This is a genomic window from Microbacterium sp. LWH3-1.2 (assembly GCF_040675855.1).
GTDB lineage: Bacteria > Actinomycetota > Actinomycetes > Actinomycetales > Microbacteriaceae > Microbacterium.
This window is the reverse complement of the sequence record NZ_JBEGIK010000001.1, coordinates 2,502,980-2,516,548: the sequence shown is the minus strand read 5'-3', so window position 1 is coordinate 2,516,548 and position 13,569 is coordinate 2,502,980. Positions and strand designations below refer to the sequence as shown.

General features: G+C 71.6%; 13 protein-coding genes and 1 tRNA gene. 4 read left to right on the top strand and 10 right to left on the bottom strand.

Annotated elements, in window-relative coordinates:
* Positions 1-41: 41 nt before the first annotated feature.
* From MRBLWH3_RS11670 to MRBLWH3_RS11660, 3 genes are read right to left on the bottom strand one after another with little or no spacing between them, the layout of a single operon-like run.
* On the bottom strand, positions 42-1,007 hold the full coding sequence (locus MRBLWH3_RS11670) for an FKBP-type peptidyl-prolyl cis-trans isomerase (protein WP_363431977.1): 966 nt from the start codon (positions 1,005-1,007) through the stop codon (positions 42-44).
* Positions 1,008-1,016: 9 nt separating this feature from the next.
* Positions 1,017-2,048: a tRNA (adenine-N1)-methyltransferase gene (locus MRBLWH3_RS11665; RefSeq protein ID WP_363431975.1), complete on the bottom strand. Its 1,032-nt coding sequence runs from the start codon at positions 2,046-2,048 to the stop codon at positions 1,017-1,019.
* Entirely contained in the window at positions 2,045-2,752 is a 708-nt protein-coding gene (locus MRBLWH3_RS11660) for an HAD family hydrolase (RefSeq protein ID WP_363431973.1), read from the bottom strand. The genes MRBLWH3_RS11665 and MRBLWH3_RS11660 overlap by 4 nt, the downstream gene beginning before the upstream one ends.
* Positions 2,753-2,844: 92 nt before the next feature.
* On the opposite strand from MRBLWH3_RS11660, the gene MRBLWH3_RS11655 reads away from it, so the two are divergent.
* Entirely contained in the window at positions 2,845-3,720 is an 876-nt protein-coding gene (locus MRBLWH3_RS11655) for a PAC2 family protein (protein WP_363431970.1), read from the top strand.
* A gap of 18 nt (positions 3,721-3,738) precedes the next feature.
* Here MRBLWH3_RS11655 and MRBLWH3_RS11650 read toward each other — a convergent pair whose 3' ends face one another.
* The 5 genes from MRBLWH3_RS11650 to MRBLWH3_RS11630 all read right to left on the bottom strand — a co-directional run bounded on the left by MRBLWH3_RS11650 (position 3,739) and on the right by MRBLWH3_RS11630 (position 9,196).
* Entirely contained in the window at positions 3,739-4,560 is an 822-nt protein-coding gene (locus tag MRBLWH3_RS11650; RefSeq protein ID WP_159844374.1) for an undecaprenyl-diphosphate phosphatase, read from the bottom strand.
* Positions 4,561-4,617: 57 nt separating this feature from the next.
* Positions 4,618-5,919, bottom strand: a complete 1,302-nt coding sequence (locus MRBLWH3_RS11645; protein WP_363431967.1) for a M20/M25/M40 family metallo-hydrolase — start codon at positions 5,917-5,919, stop codon at positions 4,618-4,620.
* Between the two features lie 109 nt (positions 5,920-6,028).
* A tRNA-Leu gene (locus MRBLWH3_RS11640) sits at positions 6,029-6,113 on the bottom strand.
* A gap of 81 nt (positions 6,114-6,194) precedes the next feature.
* Positions 6,195-7,283: a VIT1/CCC1 transporter family protein gene (locus MRBLWH3_RS11635; protein WP_363431964.1), complete on the bottom strand. Its 1,089-nt coding sequence runs from the start codon at positions 7,281-7,283 to the stop codon at positions 6,195-6,197.
* Positions 7,284-7,396: 113 nt separating this feature from the next.
* A complete protein-coding gene (locus tag MRBLWH3_RS11630; protein WP_363435478.1) occupies positions 7,397-9,196 on the bottom strand; it encodes a DEAD/DEAH box helicase in 1,800 nt (599 codons plus the stop codon).
* A gap of 260 nt (positions 9,197-9,456) precedes the next feature.
* Here MRBLWH3_RS11630 and MRBLWH3_RS11625 point away from each other — a divergent pair, with 260 nt between their 5' ends.
* Both MRBLWH3_RS11625 and MRBLWH3_RS11620 read left to right on the top strand, forming a co-directional pair.
* The gene (locus MRBLWH3_RS11625; RefSeq protein ID WP_363431961.1) at positions 9,457-10,317 is read left to right on the top strand and encodes an SGNH/GDSL hydrolase family protein; all 861 of its coding nucleotides are present in this window, start codon (positions 9,457-9,459) and stop codon (positions 10,315-10,317) included.
* A gap of 1 nt (position 10,318) precedes the next feature.
* Positions 10,319-11,008, top strand: coding sequence for an SDR family oxidoreductase (locus MRBLWH3_RS11620; protein WP_363431958.1), 690 nt, complete (start codon positions 10,319-10,321; stop codon positions 11,006-11,008).
* A gap of 22 nt (positions 11,009-11,030) precedes the next feature.
* Here the strand turns inward: MRBLWH3_RS11620 and MRBLWH3_RS11615 are convergent, their stop codons facing one another.
* The gene (locus tag MRBLWH3_RS11615) at positions 11,031-11,834 is read right to left on the bottom strand and encodes a TrmH family RNA methyltransferase (protein WP_363431956.1); all 804 of its coding nucleotides are present in this window, start codon (positions 11,832-11,834) and stop codon (positions 11,031-11,033) included.
* A 23-nt stretch (positions 11,835-11,857) separates the two neighbouring features.
* Positions 11,858-12,631, bottom strand: a complete 774-nt coding sequence (locus tag MRBLWH3_RS11610; RefSeq protein ID WP_363431954.1) for a class I SAM-dependent methyltransferase — start codon at positions 12,629-12,631, stop codon at positions 11,858-11,860.
* Positions 12,632-12,733: 102 nt separating this feature from the next.
* On the opposite strand from MRBLWH3_RS11610, the gene MRBLWH3_RS11605 reads away from it, so the two are divergent.
* Positions 12,734-13,567, top strand: a complete 834-nt coding sequence (locus tag MRBLWH3_RS11605; protein WP_363435476.1) for a Sir2 family NAD-dependent protein deacetylase — start codon at positions 12,734-12,736, stop codon at positions 13,565-13,567.
* Positions 13,568-13,569 lie beyond the last annotated feature (2 nt).

The following is a 13,569-nucleotide window of genomic DNA, read 5'->3' as shown; positions in this document are numbered from 1 at the left end:
TATCCTATGACCGCCCGTGTCGAGGTCGTCGAACCCCGGCGCTACTCGGCCGGCACCGCGTCGAGGCCGAGGATGTCGATGACGAAGACCAACGTCGAGCCGGCCGGGATGCCGGCCTGCGCCTGGTCACCGTAGCCCTCGGCGGGCGGCACGACGACGAGCACCTGCGAGCCGACGGTCTGTCCTTCGAGCGCCTTCGCGAAGCCGGGGACCACGGCGTCGAGCGTGAGGGATGCGGGCTCGCCGTCCCACGTCGAGTCGAACGGCTCGTCTTCACCCCACACCACGCCGGTGTAGTGGACACGCACCGGCCGCTCGCCGCTGACCTCGTCGCCGTCGCCCTTCTTGAGCGTCTGGATCGTCAGATCGCCCGGCGCCGCACCGTCGGGGATGATGAGGCCGGGGCGTCCGTCGGGCGCGCGCACGACGGACGGCAGCCCGAAGCCGCTGTTGAACTGATTCTGGCCGTCGGCGGCCGCGAGGTACACCTTCCGCAGGTCGATGACGGCGACGAGCGCGTCTCCGTCATCGAGACCGGCCTGCTCGGCGACGCCATCGCCGAGGTCGTCGGGTGACAGCGCGACGGCGACGCGGGATCCCTCGGTGGCGCAGTGCAGCGCCTCCTCGAAGCCGGGGAAGTTGGCGAACTGCGCGACCGAGCCCACGCGTGACAGGTCGCCGTCGTACGGCGTCGCGGCGAGCAGTTCGCCGGTCGTGCCGCTGAACAGTGCGACGTCGAGCACGAGAGGCTGGGCCGCGGACGTGATCGCGGTGCCGTCACCCGTCACGACGTCCTCGTACGCGAGCTCCGGTGCCTTCACCGGCGTGTACAGGTCGACCTCGGGCTCGTCCTCGGTGTCACCGGTGACGGTGATGAGGTCCATCACGTCGGGGTTCGATACCTCGGGACGCGAGCAGTCGGAAGCGGACGAGCCGGGCAGCGAGCATCCGGCCAGGCCGACGGTCACCAGTCCCAGGACAACCAGGGCAGCGGGGATCTTGCGCACCGGGCTAGTTTAGGCGGACTCGTCGGACGCGTCGGACCGTCCCGCCGCCTGGCGCGCGCCCTCGGCGGCGCGCTCGGCCTCGCGCACCCGCTTGCGCAGGTTCTTGTCGGTGATCTGCCGGTCGCCGACGGCGCCGGGCGTCCACAGCTCCACGTCCTCGTCGCCGTAGCTCGACTTCGACGCACGGCGCTTCACCTCGGGCGGGATGGCTCCGGGCGCCAGCCGCCGCGCCCACACGAGAAACCCGGTGTGCGCGATCATGCGGTGATCCGGGCGTACGGCCAGGCCCTCGACGTGCCAGCCGCGCACCATGGTCTCGTTCGCGTCGGGGTCGGTGAACAGCCCTGTCCCGCGGATGTACTCCGCGACGCGGCTGAGCTGGGTCGCCGTCGCGACGTAGCAGACCACCACACCACCGGGGGTGAGCGCCTCGGCCACGGCGTCGATGCACTCCCAGGGGGCGAGCATGTCGAGCACGACCCGATCGACGGATGCCTCGGCAACCGTGTCGTTCAGCTCCTCGGCGAGGTCGCCCACCACCACGTCCCAGTTCGCCGGAACGTGACCGGTGAACGTCTCCACGTTCGCCCGCGCGACTGCGGCGAAGTCGTCGCGGCGCTCGAAGGAGACGAGCCGCCCTTCGCTCCCGATCGCACGCAGGAGCCACAGCGACAGCGCCCCCGAGCCCACGCCGGCCTCGACGACCGTGGCGCCGGGGAAGATGTCGGCTTCGGCGAGGATCTGCGCCGCGTCCTTCGGATACACGATCGCCGCACCACGCGGCATCGACATCACGAAGTCGCGCAGCAGCGGCCGCAGCGCCAGGTACTCGTGCCCGCCGCTGTTGGCCACGACGGACCCGTCGGGCTGGCCGACGAGCTGCGAGTGGCGCAGGACACCGTGGTGGGTGTGCAGCTCACCGCCCTCGCGGAGCGTGATCGTGTGGAGGCGGCCCTTGGGTCCGGTGAGCTGCACGCGGTCGCCGAGGCGGAACGGACCGCTCGGACGGGAGCCCGCGGTCTCCAGGTTGTCGTCGGTCATCGGGCGGTCTCCTCGGCGGGGTGCGGGGCGTGGGCGCGGGCGCGGTGCGCCGCGTGGAACTCGGCGACATCTGCGGCCGTGCGCCCTTCGAGGCTCTGCCACAGCGTGTGGGCGCCGGCGCCGGTGAGCGACACCATGAGCGGCACGCCGATGACCGACGCGCCCGACGCGACGGCTGAGCGCAATCCATTGGGCGAGTCCTCGATGGCGACCGTCTCGTCGGGCGTGACTCCGAGCGCCTCGCACGCCTGGAGGTACGGGTCGGGGAAGGGCTTCGGGCGCGTGGCGTCGTCGCCGGCGATGACGACGTCGAACGCGTCGAAGTCGATGAGGTCCACGACGGTCTGCGCCATACGACGCATCGACATCGTCACGAGTCCCGTCTTGACACCGGCCTCACGCAGGCTCGCCAGCAGCTCACGGGCGCCCGGGCGGAACGGCACGCCCGTGGCGGACAGCTGGCGCATGACGTCCTCGGTGAGGTGGTCGATGATCGCGTCGGCGCTCATGCGCACGCCCGTGCCCTGCAGGATGCGGGCGGAGTCCTCGAGCCCGAGGCCGACCAATCCGAGCGCCTGCTCGTGCGACCACGTGCCCCCGAAGCTCTCGATGAGAGGCGTCTCCGCCGCCATCCAGTACGGCTCGGTGTCGACGAGGGTGCCGTCCATGTCCCACAGGACGGCGGCGAGTCGGGGCGCATTCACCGTGCAATCCTACCGAGCGGTCTCCGGCCCTCCCCGGGGGCGGGGGCCTATCCTGGAAGGAACCCGCAGCAGATGCGGGCGAAAGGGGTCTCGTGGACGGATTGGGTCGTCGTGTTCTCGTCGCAGCGTTCGACGGTTGGAACGATGCGGGCGAAGCCGCGTCGTCCGCCATCACCCAGCTGCGCGACGGCGGCTCGTACGAGACGGTGTTCTCGGTCGATCCCGAGCTGTACTTCGACTACCAGTACACGCGTCCGCACATCGCCGCCGACGGCGACGGACGCCGCACCCTCCGCTGGCCCGAGGCGACGCTCCTGCGCCCCGCGCAGGCGACGCGCGGGACGCAGCTGTGGCTGCTCACCGGCGTCGAGCCGGCGCGCGCGTGGCAGGCGTTCTCGTCGGAGTTCATCGACGTGGCCCTGCGCGAGGACATCACCGGGTTCGTCGCCATCGGCTCGATGATGTCGGACGTGCCGCACACGCGGCCGATCTCGGTCTTCTCCGGCAGCGACAACGAGAACCTGCGCACGGCGCTCGAGCTCGAGCGCAGCACCTACGAGGGCCCGGTCGGCATCCTCAGCGTCCTCGGCGACGCCGCGGAGCGCGCGGGCATCCCGACGGCGAGCTTGTGGGCGAGCGTGCCGCACTACGTCGCCGGCCACACGCCCTCGCCCAAGGCGACGCTGGCGCTCCTCGACAGACTCGAAGACCTCACGGGCGCCCCCGTCCCCCGCGGCGACCTCGCCACGGAGGCTGCGGCGTGGGAGGCGTCCATCGACGCGGCGGCCGCCGACGACGAGGAGATGACCGAGTACATCCACCAGCTCGAGCGCACCCGCGACACGTGGGACTCCCCCGAGGCTTCGGGCGACGCGATCGCCCAGGAGTTCGAGCGGTACCTGCGCCGCACCGATGGCAAGCCGGGCGACGGGCCGAGCAAGCCCGGCCGCGACGATCCGCGCCGCTGAGCGGCCTCCGTCCCCGCGTCAGGGGTTGATGACGCCCATGCTCAGCAGCACCAGCAGCAGTGAGCCGACCGCCACGCGGTAGACCACGAACGGCAGGAAGCTGTGCTTGGAGATCCAGTTCATGAAGAACGCGATCACCCCGAGCGCGACGATGAACGCGACGGCGGTGGCCACCGCCGTCTCGCCGAGCGTGAACACGCCGGGCTCGTCGAGGCTCTTGAACAGCTGGAAGAAGCCGCTTCCGAAAACGGCGGGGATCGCGAGCAGGAAGGCGTAGCGCGCCGCGGCGGCCCGCTCATAGCCCATGAAGAGGCCGGCGGTGATCGTCCCGCCCGAGCGCGACACGCCCGGGATCAACGCGAGCGACTGCGCGAAGCCGTAGATCACGCCGTGGCCGATGGTGATGTCCTGCAGCTTGCGCTTCTTCGCGCCGACGTGGTCGGCGATGCCGAGCAGCACGCCGAAGAAGATCAGCATGCCCGCGGTGATCCAGAGCGACCGCAGCACCGTCTCGATCTGGTCCTGGAACAGCAGGCCGAGCACCACGATGGGGATCGAGCCGACGATGATCAGCCAGCCGAGCTTCGCGTCGGGGTCGTTGCGCGGGATGCGGCCGAACAGCGCCCGGAACCAGTGCCCGATGATGCGCACGATGTCACGCCAGAAGAACACCACGACGGCCGCCTCCGTGCCGATCTGGGTGATCGCGGTGAAGGCCGCGCCCGGGTCCTCGGCGGAGGGCAGGAACTCGCCGAGGATACGCAGGTGCGCACTCGAGGAGATGGGGAGGAATTCGGTCAGTCCCTGGACGAAGCCGAGGATGATCGCTTCGAGAAGCATGGGCGCCTTTCAGCCGTGCCATGACGGATGCAGCGGGTCGCGGCATCCGTTCGGTTCTCAGTAGGTGCGGAGCAGATCTGTGAGGACGGCCTGGCCGAACACGAGGGCGTCGATCGGGACGCGCTCGTCGACGCCATGGAACATGCCGGTGAAGTCGAGGTCGGACGGCAGGCGCAGCGGCGCGAAGCCGTACCCGGCGATGCCGAGGGAGGCCAGCGCCTTGTTGTCGGTGCCGCCGCCCATGAGGTACGGCACGACGGGCGCGCCCGGGTCGTGGCGGCCGAGGGCGGCCACCATCGCGTCGACGAGGTCGCCCGAGAACGGGACCTCCAGACCGATGTCCTGATGGACGACCTCGACCTCGACGCCGTCGCCGACGATGCGGCGGATGGCGGCGAGGGCCGCCTCCTCGGTGCCGGGGAGGGCCCGCACGTCGATGAGAGCCTCGGCACGGTCAGGGATGACGTTGTGCTTGTAGCCGGCCATGAGACCCGTCGGGTTGGTGGTGGTGCGCAGCGTCGAGCGGAGGAATCCGGATGCTGCGCCCGTGGCTGCCGCGACGGCGTCGGGGTCGTCCGCGTCCCGGCCGGTGAGCTCGGCGAGCCGCTCGCTCATCTCGCGCGACGTGTCGGTGAGGGTCACGGGCCACGCGGTGCGACCGAGCGCCGCGACGGCCTCGGCGAGACGCGTCACGGCGTTGTCGTCGTGCAGCTTGGATCCGTGCGCGGCGCGACCGCGTGCGACGAGGCGGATCCAGATGAGCGCCTTCTCCCCCACCTGCAGGAGATACGCATGGCGGTCGCCGAGGGGAATGGAGTAGCCGCCGACCTCGCTGATCGCCTCGGTGGCGCCGGTGAACCACTCGGGGCGGTCGCGGACCACCAGCGCCGAGCCCTCGACACCGCCGTTCTCCTCGTCGGCGAAGAACGCCAGCACGAGGTCGCGCTCGGGCTGCTGGCCCGATCGCAGGACATCGGCGACCGAGGTGAGGATCATGGCGTCCATGTCCTTCATGTCGACCGCGCCGCGGCCCCACAGCATCCCGTCCTTCACGACACCCGCGAACGGGTCGACGCTCCAGTCCTCGGCCATCGCCGGAACCACGTCGAGGTGGCCGTGCAGCACGAGTGCGGGCTTGTCGCTGTCGCGGCCGGGAACCCTCGCCATGACGTTGGTGCGACGCGGGATGGGCTCGAAGTACTCGGGCTTCAGGCCGAGCGTCTCGAGGAAGGCGCCGACGTACTCCGCGGCCTCCCGCTCTCCGGCGGCCCGGCCGCCGCCGTGGTTCGTCGTGTCGAAGCGGATGAGATCCCGCGCGAGCGCGGCGACTTCGGGGAGTTCGGCATCGGATGAGGGCACGCGTTCCAACCTAGCCGTCACTGGTTTCCCGTCCGTTTCCGAATGCCGTGGTCGACCCGCGAGGACTCGCAACGACGAAGGCCCCCTTTCGGGGGCCTTCGTCGTACTGTGCGCGAGGGGGGACTTGAACCCCCACGCCCTATACGGGCACTAGCACCTCAAGCTAGCGCGTCTACCTATTCCGCCACCCGCGCAGGTGGTTTTCAGTTTCGCAACCGAGGAATGACATTACCACGTCACCGGAGGTTCAACGAATCGCACGGCGCCCGGGCGCGTCATCCCATCGAGACGCCGAACAGCAGGCCCAGGACGTAGGTGACGGCGGCCGCGCCGAAGCCGATGCCGAGCTGGCGCAGGGCGCGGCGCAGCGGCGGGGCGCCCGACAGCAGGCCCACAGCGGCACCTGTCGCCATCAGCGCGATCCCGACCAGCACGAGGGCCACCACGACCGCGGTGAGGCCCGACAGGCCGAAGATCCACGGCAGGACCGGGATGATCGCGCCGGACGCGAAGAACAGGAAGCTCGACAGCGCGGCGGACCAGGCGCTTCCCACCACCTCCTCGTGATCGGCGACGGAGATCGGTCCGGTGTCGGTGCGTCCCTGGCCGAGAGCGTGCGCGGCTTCGACGACGCGGCGGGCGCGCGCGGATGCCTCGGCCTCCGGCATCCCGCGGGTGCGGTACACGAGCGCCAGCTCGTTCGCGTCGATGTCGAGGTGCGGGATGGCGCCGTCGGCGTAGTCGCTCGGCTCCGTGGCCGCGAGGAGCTCCCGCTGCGAACGGACCGACACGTACTCCCCCGCGCCCATCGACAGCGCGCCCGCGAGCAGACCGGCGATGCCGCTGAAGAGCACGAACTGGCTCGAGACGCCGGTGGCGCCGATGCCCATGACGAGCGCGAGGTTCGAGACGAGCCCGTCGTTGGCCCCGAAGACGGCGGCGCGGAACGTGCCCGACAGGCGACGGCGGCCTCGGGCGGCGAGCCCGCGCACGACCTCGTGGTGGATCCGCTCGTCGGCTGCCATCGTCGGCGTCGCGAACGGCTCGTCGTCATAGGGCGAGCGAGCCTCGGCGTTCTGGGCGAGGGCGAGCACGAAGATCGACCCGAAACGCCTGGCCATCCAGCCGAGCATGCGCGTGCGCACATCGGCTGGGGGCAGTCGCGCCGGTTCGCTGCCGAGCAGCAGCAGCCAGTGAGCCTCGTGACGCCCCTCGGCCTCGGCGAGGGCCAGGAGGATCTCGCGCTCCTCCCCCGAGCGTCGTCCGGCGAGCTCGCGGTAGACGTGCGCCTCCGCGCGCTCATTCACGAGGTACTGCGCCCAGCGGCGTCGATCGCGGTCGGTCGGTGCGGCGGGCGTGCTCACTCGGGCCTCCAGTCGGGGTGCGGGACCCGTCAACGCTAGCCATCGCTGCGGGCACTGCTGCGGCGCAATCGGGGATTGCCAGCATTTCGGGGATCCGAACGTCCCCGGTCCCGTCAGGAGCGGACGCGCTTGCGAAGCACGTCGATGCGCGACTGCAGCTGGGTCACGGTGGCGTGCGACACCGCCGGGCCGCCGCAGATGCGGCGCAGCTCGGCGTGCACGAGGCCGTGGGCCTCGCCCGTTTGACGGGCGTAGAGGCCGACGAGGCTGTTGAGCAGCTGGCGCTGCTCCTTGAGCGTCCGGTGCAGCGCCTGCGGCAGCGCAGGCTCCTCCTCGGGCGCCGTGGACTCCTGCGCCTCGCGCGCGCTCCGGTGACGCGACTGCCGCGACACCCGCGACATGAGCACATCGTGCACCTGGTCGGGCTCGAGCAGACCCGGGATGCCCAGGAACTCCTCCTCCTCGGGGGTGCCGGGCACCGCGAGCTGGCCGAACTCCTTGCCGTCGAAGAGGACGCGGTCGAAGTGCGCGAGCGAGCCCAGCGCCTGGTACGTGAACTCCTCCTCGAGCGCGTCGGACGCCTTGTCCTCGCGCTCCGCCGCGTCCATGAGGTCTTCTTCGGCGTTCCACTCGTCCTCGCCGTCGGAGTCGCGGTCCAGAGCGTGGTCGCGCTGGCGCTCCATCTCGTTCGCGAGCGCGAGCAGCTGAGGCACATTCGGAAGGAACACGCTCGCGGTCTCGCCGCGACGCCGGGCGCGCACGAAGCGTCCGATGGCCTGCGCGAAGAACAGCGGGGTCGACGCGCTCGTCGCGTACACGCCGACGGCGAGCCGCGGCACATCGACGCCCTCCGACACCATGCGGACCGCGACCATCCACCGGGAGGTCGACTTCGAGAACTCCTCGATGCGGCCCGACGCCTCGGCCTCGTCCGACAGGACGACGGTCGGGGCCTCGCCGCTGATGTTCTGCAGGATCGCGGCGTAGGCGCGCGCGGCGGTCTGATCCGTCGCGATCACCAGGCCGCCCGCATCCGGAACGTGCTCTCGCACCTCGGTGAGCCGGCGATCGGCCGACCGCAGCACGGCGGGGATCCAGTCGCCTTCGGGATCGAGCGCGGTGCGCCACGCCTGCGACGTGATGTCCTTCGTGTTGTCCTGGCCGAGCTGCGCCTCCATCTCTTCGCCGGTCTTCGTGCGCCACCGCATCTGGCCCGCGTAGACCATGAAGAGCACCGGACGCACGACGCCGTCCTCGAGTGCGCGGCGGTACCCGTAGGCGTAGTCGGTGCGCGAGACGCGGATACCCTTCGCGTCGGGGTGGTACTCGACGAACGGGATGGGAGCCGTGTCACTGCGGAACGGCGTTCCGCTCAGGAGCAGCCGGCGGGTCGCCCGCGCGTACGCCTCGCGCAGCGCGTCGCCCCAGCTGAGTGCGTCGCCGCCGTGGTGCACCTCGTCGAGGATCACGAGCGTGCGCGCATCCATCGTCAGCCGCTGATGGACGGATGCCTTGACCGCGACCTGCGCGTACGTCACGGCGACGCCGTGGTACTGCCGTGCAGGCGCGAAGTGCCTGTTGCTGAACGCCGGGTCGAGACGGATGCCCACGCGGGCCGCGGCGTCGGCCCACTGCGTCTTCAGGTGCTCCGTCGGCGCGACGACGACGATGCGGTTGACGACGCGGCGCCGCAGCAGCTCACTCGCGAGTCGGAGGGCGAACGTCGTCTTGCCGGCGCCCGGCGTCGCCGCGGCGAGGAAGTCGCGGGGTCCGCCGCCGGGGCCGTCCGGGCCGTCCAGCCCGAAGTAGAGGTCGAGCGCCTCGGCCTGCCACGCACGCAGACGCTGCGCGGTCCCCCACGGCGCGCGCTGCGGGTAGGTGGGCGACAGGTGCTCGGCGGCGAAGCTGCCGATATGCGGCTCGGCGCCGTGGGGGCCGGTGCTGAGGCGGCCGTCGGCGAGCGGCGCGGCGACGAGGTTCTCGGGGAGGGAGGGCGGCGATTCGATCGTCGTTTCGTCTGTCACCGATCACACCTCCCCCGTAGACAACGAGTCACCACGATAGACGACCTGGACGACATCGAGGGTCGACGAGTCGTGGGTCCGCAGCATCCGCGGATGTCCCCTGCCGCGATAGCCTGACTGTCGGTCACGAGCCGAGAGACGGAAGACGGATGTCCACGAGAGAAGATCCCCGCAGCCCCTACGTCGGGAACTCCCAGCCGCATCCGTGGCGACGCTACGTTGCGCTCGGCGATTCGTTCACCGAAGGCGTGGGCGACCCCGAGCCGGCGTCTCCTCACGGGCTCCGGGGCTGGGCGGACCGCGTGGCCGAGGTGCTGTCGGAGCAGGTCGACGACTTCGCGTACGCGAACCTGGCGATCCGCGGCCGCCTCATCGGTCAGATCGTGCACGAGCAGGTGGAACCCGCGATCGCGCTCAAGCCCGACCTCGTGACGTTCTCGGCGGGCGGCAACGACGTCATCCGACCGAACGGCGACCCCGACCACGTCGCGCAGCTGTTCGAGGACGCCGTGGTGCGCCTCTCCCGCGATGGCGCAACCGTCGTGGTCTTCACGGGCATCGACACGGCGTTCACTCCGGTGTTCCGCGGCATCCGCGGCAAGGTCGCCATCTACAACGAGAACATCCGCGCGATCGCCGACAGGTACGACTGCATCGTCGCCGATCAGTGGGCGCTCAAAGAGGTGCAGGACATGCGCTTCTTCGACGACGACCGGCTGCACTACAACTCCCTCGGCCACCACGAGATCGCGCGCATGGTGCTGCGCGCGCTGAACGTGCCGAACGACCTGCAGCCCATGCAGCCCGACCCGCTCCCGATCCGCACGTGGCGGGAGGCCCGGGCGGTCGACCTCGTCTGGGCACGGGAGTACTTCGTGCCGTGGGTGCTCCGGCGCCTGCGTCACCAGTCGTCCGGCGACCACGTCACCGCGAAGCGTCCCGACCCGCTGCCGGTGATCACGCTGGCGCCCGGGCAGGATGCCGCGGCCCCGCGCGGCGAGGAGGCCTGACGTGGCGACCCACCTCGTCACCGGCGCGGGCTCGGGCATCGGCGCGGCCCTGGCCGAGGTGCTCGCCGCGCGCGGCGACGCACTCTGGCTGCTCGTGCGGGATGCCGGCCGGGCGGCGCAGCTGCGCGAGCGCTTCCCCGGCGCACAGACGCTCGTCGGCGACCTCGCCGACCCGGCGCGCCTGTCGTGGGCGTTCAGCCATCAGAGCGTGCCGCCTCGGCTCGATTCGCTCATCCACGTGGCCGGCGTCGTGGAGCTCGGCGCGGTCGGCGAGACGCCCGTCGCGACGTGGCAGCACCAGCTCAACGTCAACGCCGTCGCGCCGGCGGAGCTCACACGCCTGATGCTCCCCGCCCTGCGCACCGCCCGCGGACGCGTCGTGTTCGTCAATTCCGGGGCCGGCCTGCGCGTGAGCCCCGAGTGGGGTTCGTACGGTGCGAGCAAGTTCGCGGTGCGTGCGGTCGCCGACGCCCTCCGCGAGGAGGAGCGGGCGAACGGCGTGCGCGTGACGACGGTGTACCCGGGCCGCGCGGCGACGCCGATGCAGGAGAAGGTGCACCGGCAGGAGGGCGCCGACTACGACGCGTCGCAGTGGATCGACCCGGCATCCGTCGCGTCGGCGATCCTGGCAGCCCTCGACCTGCCCCGCGACGCGGACCTCACCGAGCTGACCGTCCGTCCCGGCGCCTGAGCCGCGGCGTCGCGGGATCGGGTCAGCGCGCCCGCAGCTCCCACAGCGCGACCGCACTCGCCGCGGCCACGTTGAGCGAGTCGACGCCACCCGCCATGGGGATCGTGACGACGGTGTCGGCGGCCTCGAGCGCGCGGCGCGACAGGCCGTCGCCCTCGGCGCCGAGCATCAGGGCGACCCGCTCAGGGCGGCGCTCGCTGAACGCGTCGAGCGACACGGCGTCGTCCGAGAGCGCGAGCGCCGCGAGCTCGAAGCCCGCGTCGTGCAGCACTCCGCGCGCCTCGCCCCACTCCGGCAGCCGCGCCCACGGCACCTGGAACACGGTGCCCATGCTCACCCGCACGCTGCGCCGGTACAGCGGGTCGGCGCACCTCGGGCTCACGAGAACCGCGTCGGCGCCGAGCCCGGCCGCCGCGCGGAAGATCGCCCCCACGTTGGTGTGATCGACGATGTCCTCCAGCACGACGACGAGCCGCGCGCCTCGGACGACGTCCACCACGGGTGGAAGATCGGGCCGATGCATCGATGCCAGCGCGCCCCGGTGCACGGAGTAGCCGGTGAGGGACTCGGCGATCGCGGGCGTCACGACGTACGTCGGCACCGCAGCATCCGTCACCAGCTCCTCGATGTCGGGGAGCCACTTCTCCTGCACCAGCACCGACCTCGGGCGATGGCCGGCGGCGATCGCGCGCCCGATGACCTTCGCCGACTCGGCGATGTACAAGCCGCCCTCCGGCTCGATCACGCGCCGCAGCGCGACATCGGTGAGGTCGCGGTAGTCCGTGAGCCGCTCGTCGGAGGCGTCGGTGATCGGGATCGCGTGCATCGCGTCCCATCGTCGCACGGCGCTCAGGCCCGAGTGCCGACCGCGGTCCAGGCCCGCGCCGTCGACGTGAACGCCTCCTCGCCGAGCTCCTCGCGCAACGCCGCCTCCAGTCGCGAGATCTCCTTCCCATCGAGCGTGGCGATGTACCGGCCGGCCGGCCCGACGCCGAGGAGGAACGGGTCCCACCAGTCGGCGAAGTCGCGGAATGACACCGTGCACTCGACCACCGTCTGCGCGACATCGGCGAGACCCGCGCGGCGGAAGATGTCTACGAGCTGCCCCGGTGCGGCGCCGCTCAGACCGGCCTCTCCGCGCACGTCGTCGTCGAGTCGGCGGGCGACGCGCCAGAACGTCGAGAGCGGGCCCCCGTCGCCGGCGTGGTCCCACACACAGGCCGAGACTCGGCCACCCAGCGCCGTCACGCGGCCCATCTGCGTCACCCCGCGCACCGGGTCCGACATGAAGTGGACGACGAGCTGGGCGAGCGCCGCTCCGAACTCCCCGTCGGCGAACGGCAGATGCTCCGCTTCGGCGAGACGCACGTCGACGCCCGGGCACAGCTGCCCGGTCGCGTCGACGAACGCCGGTTCCGGATCCGCGGCGCTGACCGCCGCGGGCCCGCGGCGCTTCACGAGCTCGAGGGTGAGCATCCCCGGTCCGCAGCCGACGTCCAGCACGCGGGCGTCCGCGCCGACGCCGTCGAGCCCCACGTTCGCGAACCCGACCGCGAGGGGGGTCGAGAACCGGCCCATGAATCGCGCGTACTGCTCGGCGCTGACGCCCCCGAAGCTGCCCACGCGCTCATCCTGGCACGCCGCGCCGCTCCGTAACATCCCGGAAAACCGCGGGGCCTACACTCGACGCGAAGGGGGTGCGCCGTGACGACGATCGCGACCGGAATGGACGCCCGGACGACGGATGCCGTGGCCCAGGCCGTCGCCACGCTCTCAGGCCGGCGCATCGCCGTGCTGACGGGCGCGGGAATCTCGACCGACTCGGGCATCCCCGACTACCGAGGTGCGGGGTCACCCGTGCGAACCCCGATGACCGTCGAGCAGTTCCTCTCGAGCGACGCGTCGCGCCGCCGCTACTGGGTGGGGAGCCACCTCGGCTGGCAGGCGTTCGCGTCGGCCGAGCCGAACCCGGGGCACCGCGCCCTCGCCGACCTCGAGGCCCGCGGGCTCACGACCGGGATCGTCACCCAGAACGTCGACGGGCTCCACGTGCGCGCCGGCAGCCGCCGCGTCGTGGAACTCCACGGCACGATGCGCCGCATCTTCTGCACCCACTGCGGCCAGGTGTTCGACCGGCGCGACCTCGCGCGTCGCGTCGAGGACGACAACCCGTGGATCCGCGTGCCCGAGAACGTCGCACTCGGCCCCGACGGCGATGTCCTCCCCGAGAGCACCGAGGGCTTCCGCATCCCCGACTGCAGCGTGTGCGGGGGGATGCTGAAGCCCGATGTCGTCTTCTTCGGCGAGTTCATCCCCGCCGAGAAGTTCCGCGAGGCCGAGCAGCTCGTCCACGCCAGCGAGGCGCTCATCGTGGCGGGGTCGTCGCTGGTGGTGAACTCCGGCATCCGCCTGCTCGAGCGAGCACGCCGACGCCGCCTGCCCGTCGTCATCGTGAACCGAGGCGCGACGCGCGCCGACACCCGGGCGACGGTCAAGATCGACGCGGGCACGAGCGAGGTGCTGCGCGCACTCGCCGACGGGTTGCCCGCTCTCGTCTGAGC

Bases quoted from the DNA above. Each gene is read 5' to 3' on its own strand.
- MRBLWH3_RS11605 (WP_363435476.1), top strand. From the start codon at position 12,734: ATGGACGCCCGGACGACGGATGCCGTGGCCCAGGCCGTCGCCACGCTC.
- MRBLWH3_RS11665 (WP_363431975.1), bottom strand. From the start codon at position 2,048: ATGACCGACGACAACCTGGAGACCGCGGGCTCCCGTCCGAGCGGTCCG.
- MRBLWH3_RS11615 (WP_363431956.1), bottom strand. From the start codon at position 11,834: ATGCACGCGATCCCGATCACCGACGCCTCCGACGAGCGGCTCACGGAC.
- MRBLWH3_RS11625 (WP_363431961.1), top strand. From the start codon at position 9,457: ATGTCCACGAGAGAAGATCCCCGCAGCCCCTACGTCGGGAACTCCCAG.
- MRBLWH3_RS11650 (WP_159844374.1), bottom strand. From the start codon at position 4,560: ATGCTTCTCGAAGCGATCATCCTCGGCTTCGTCCAGGGACTGACCGAA.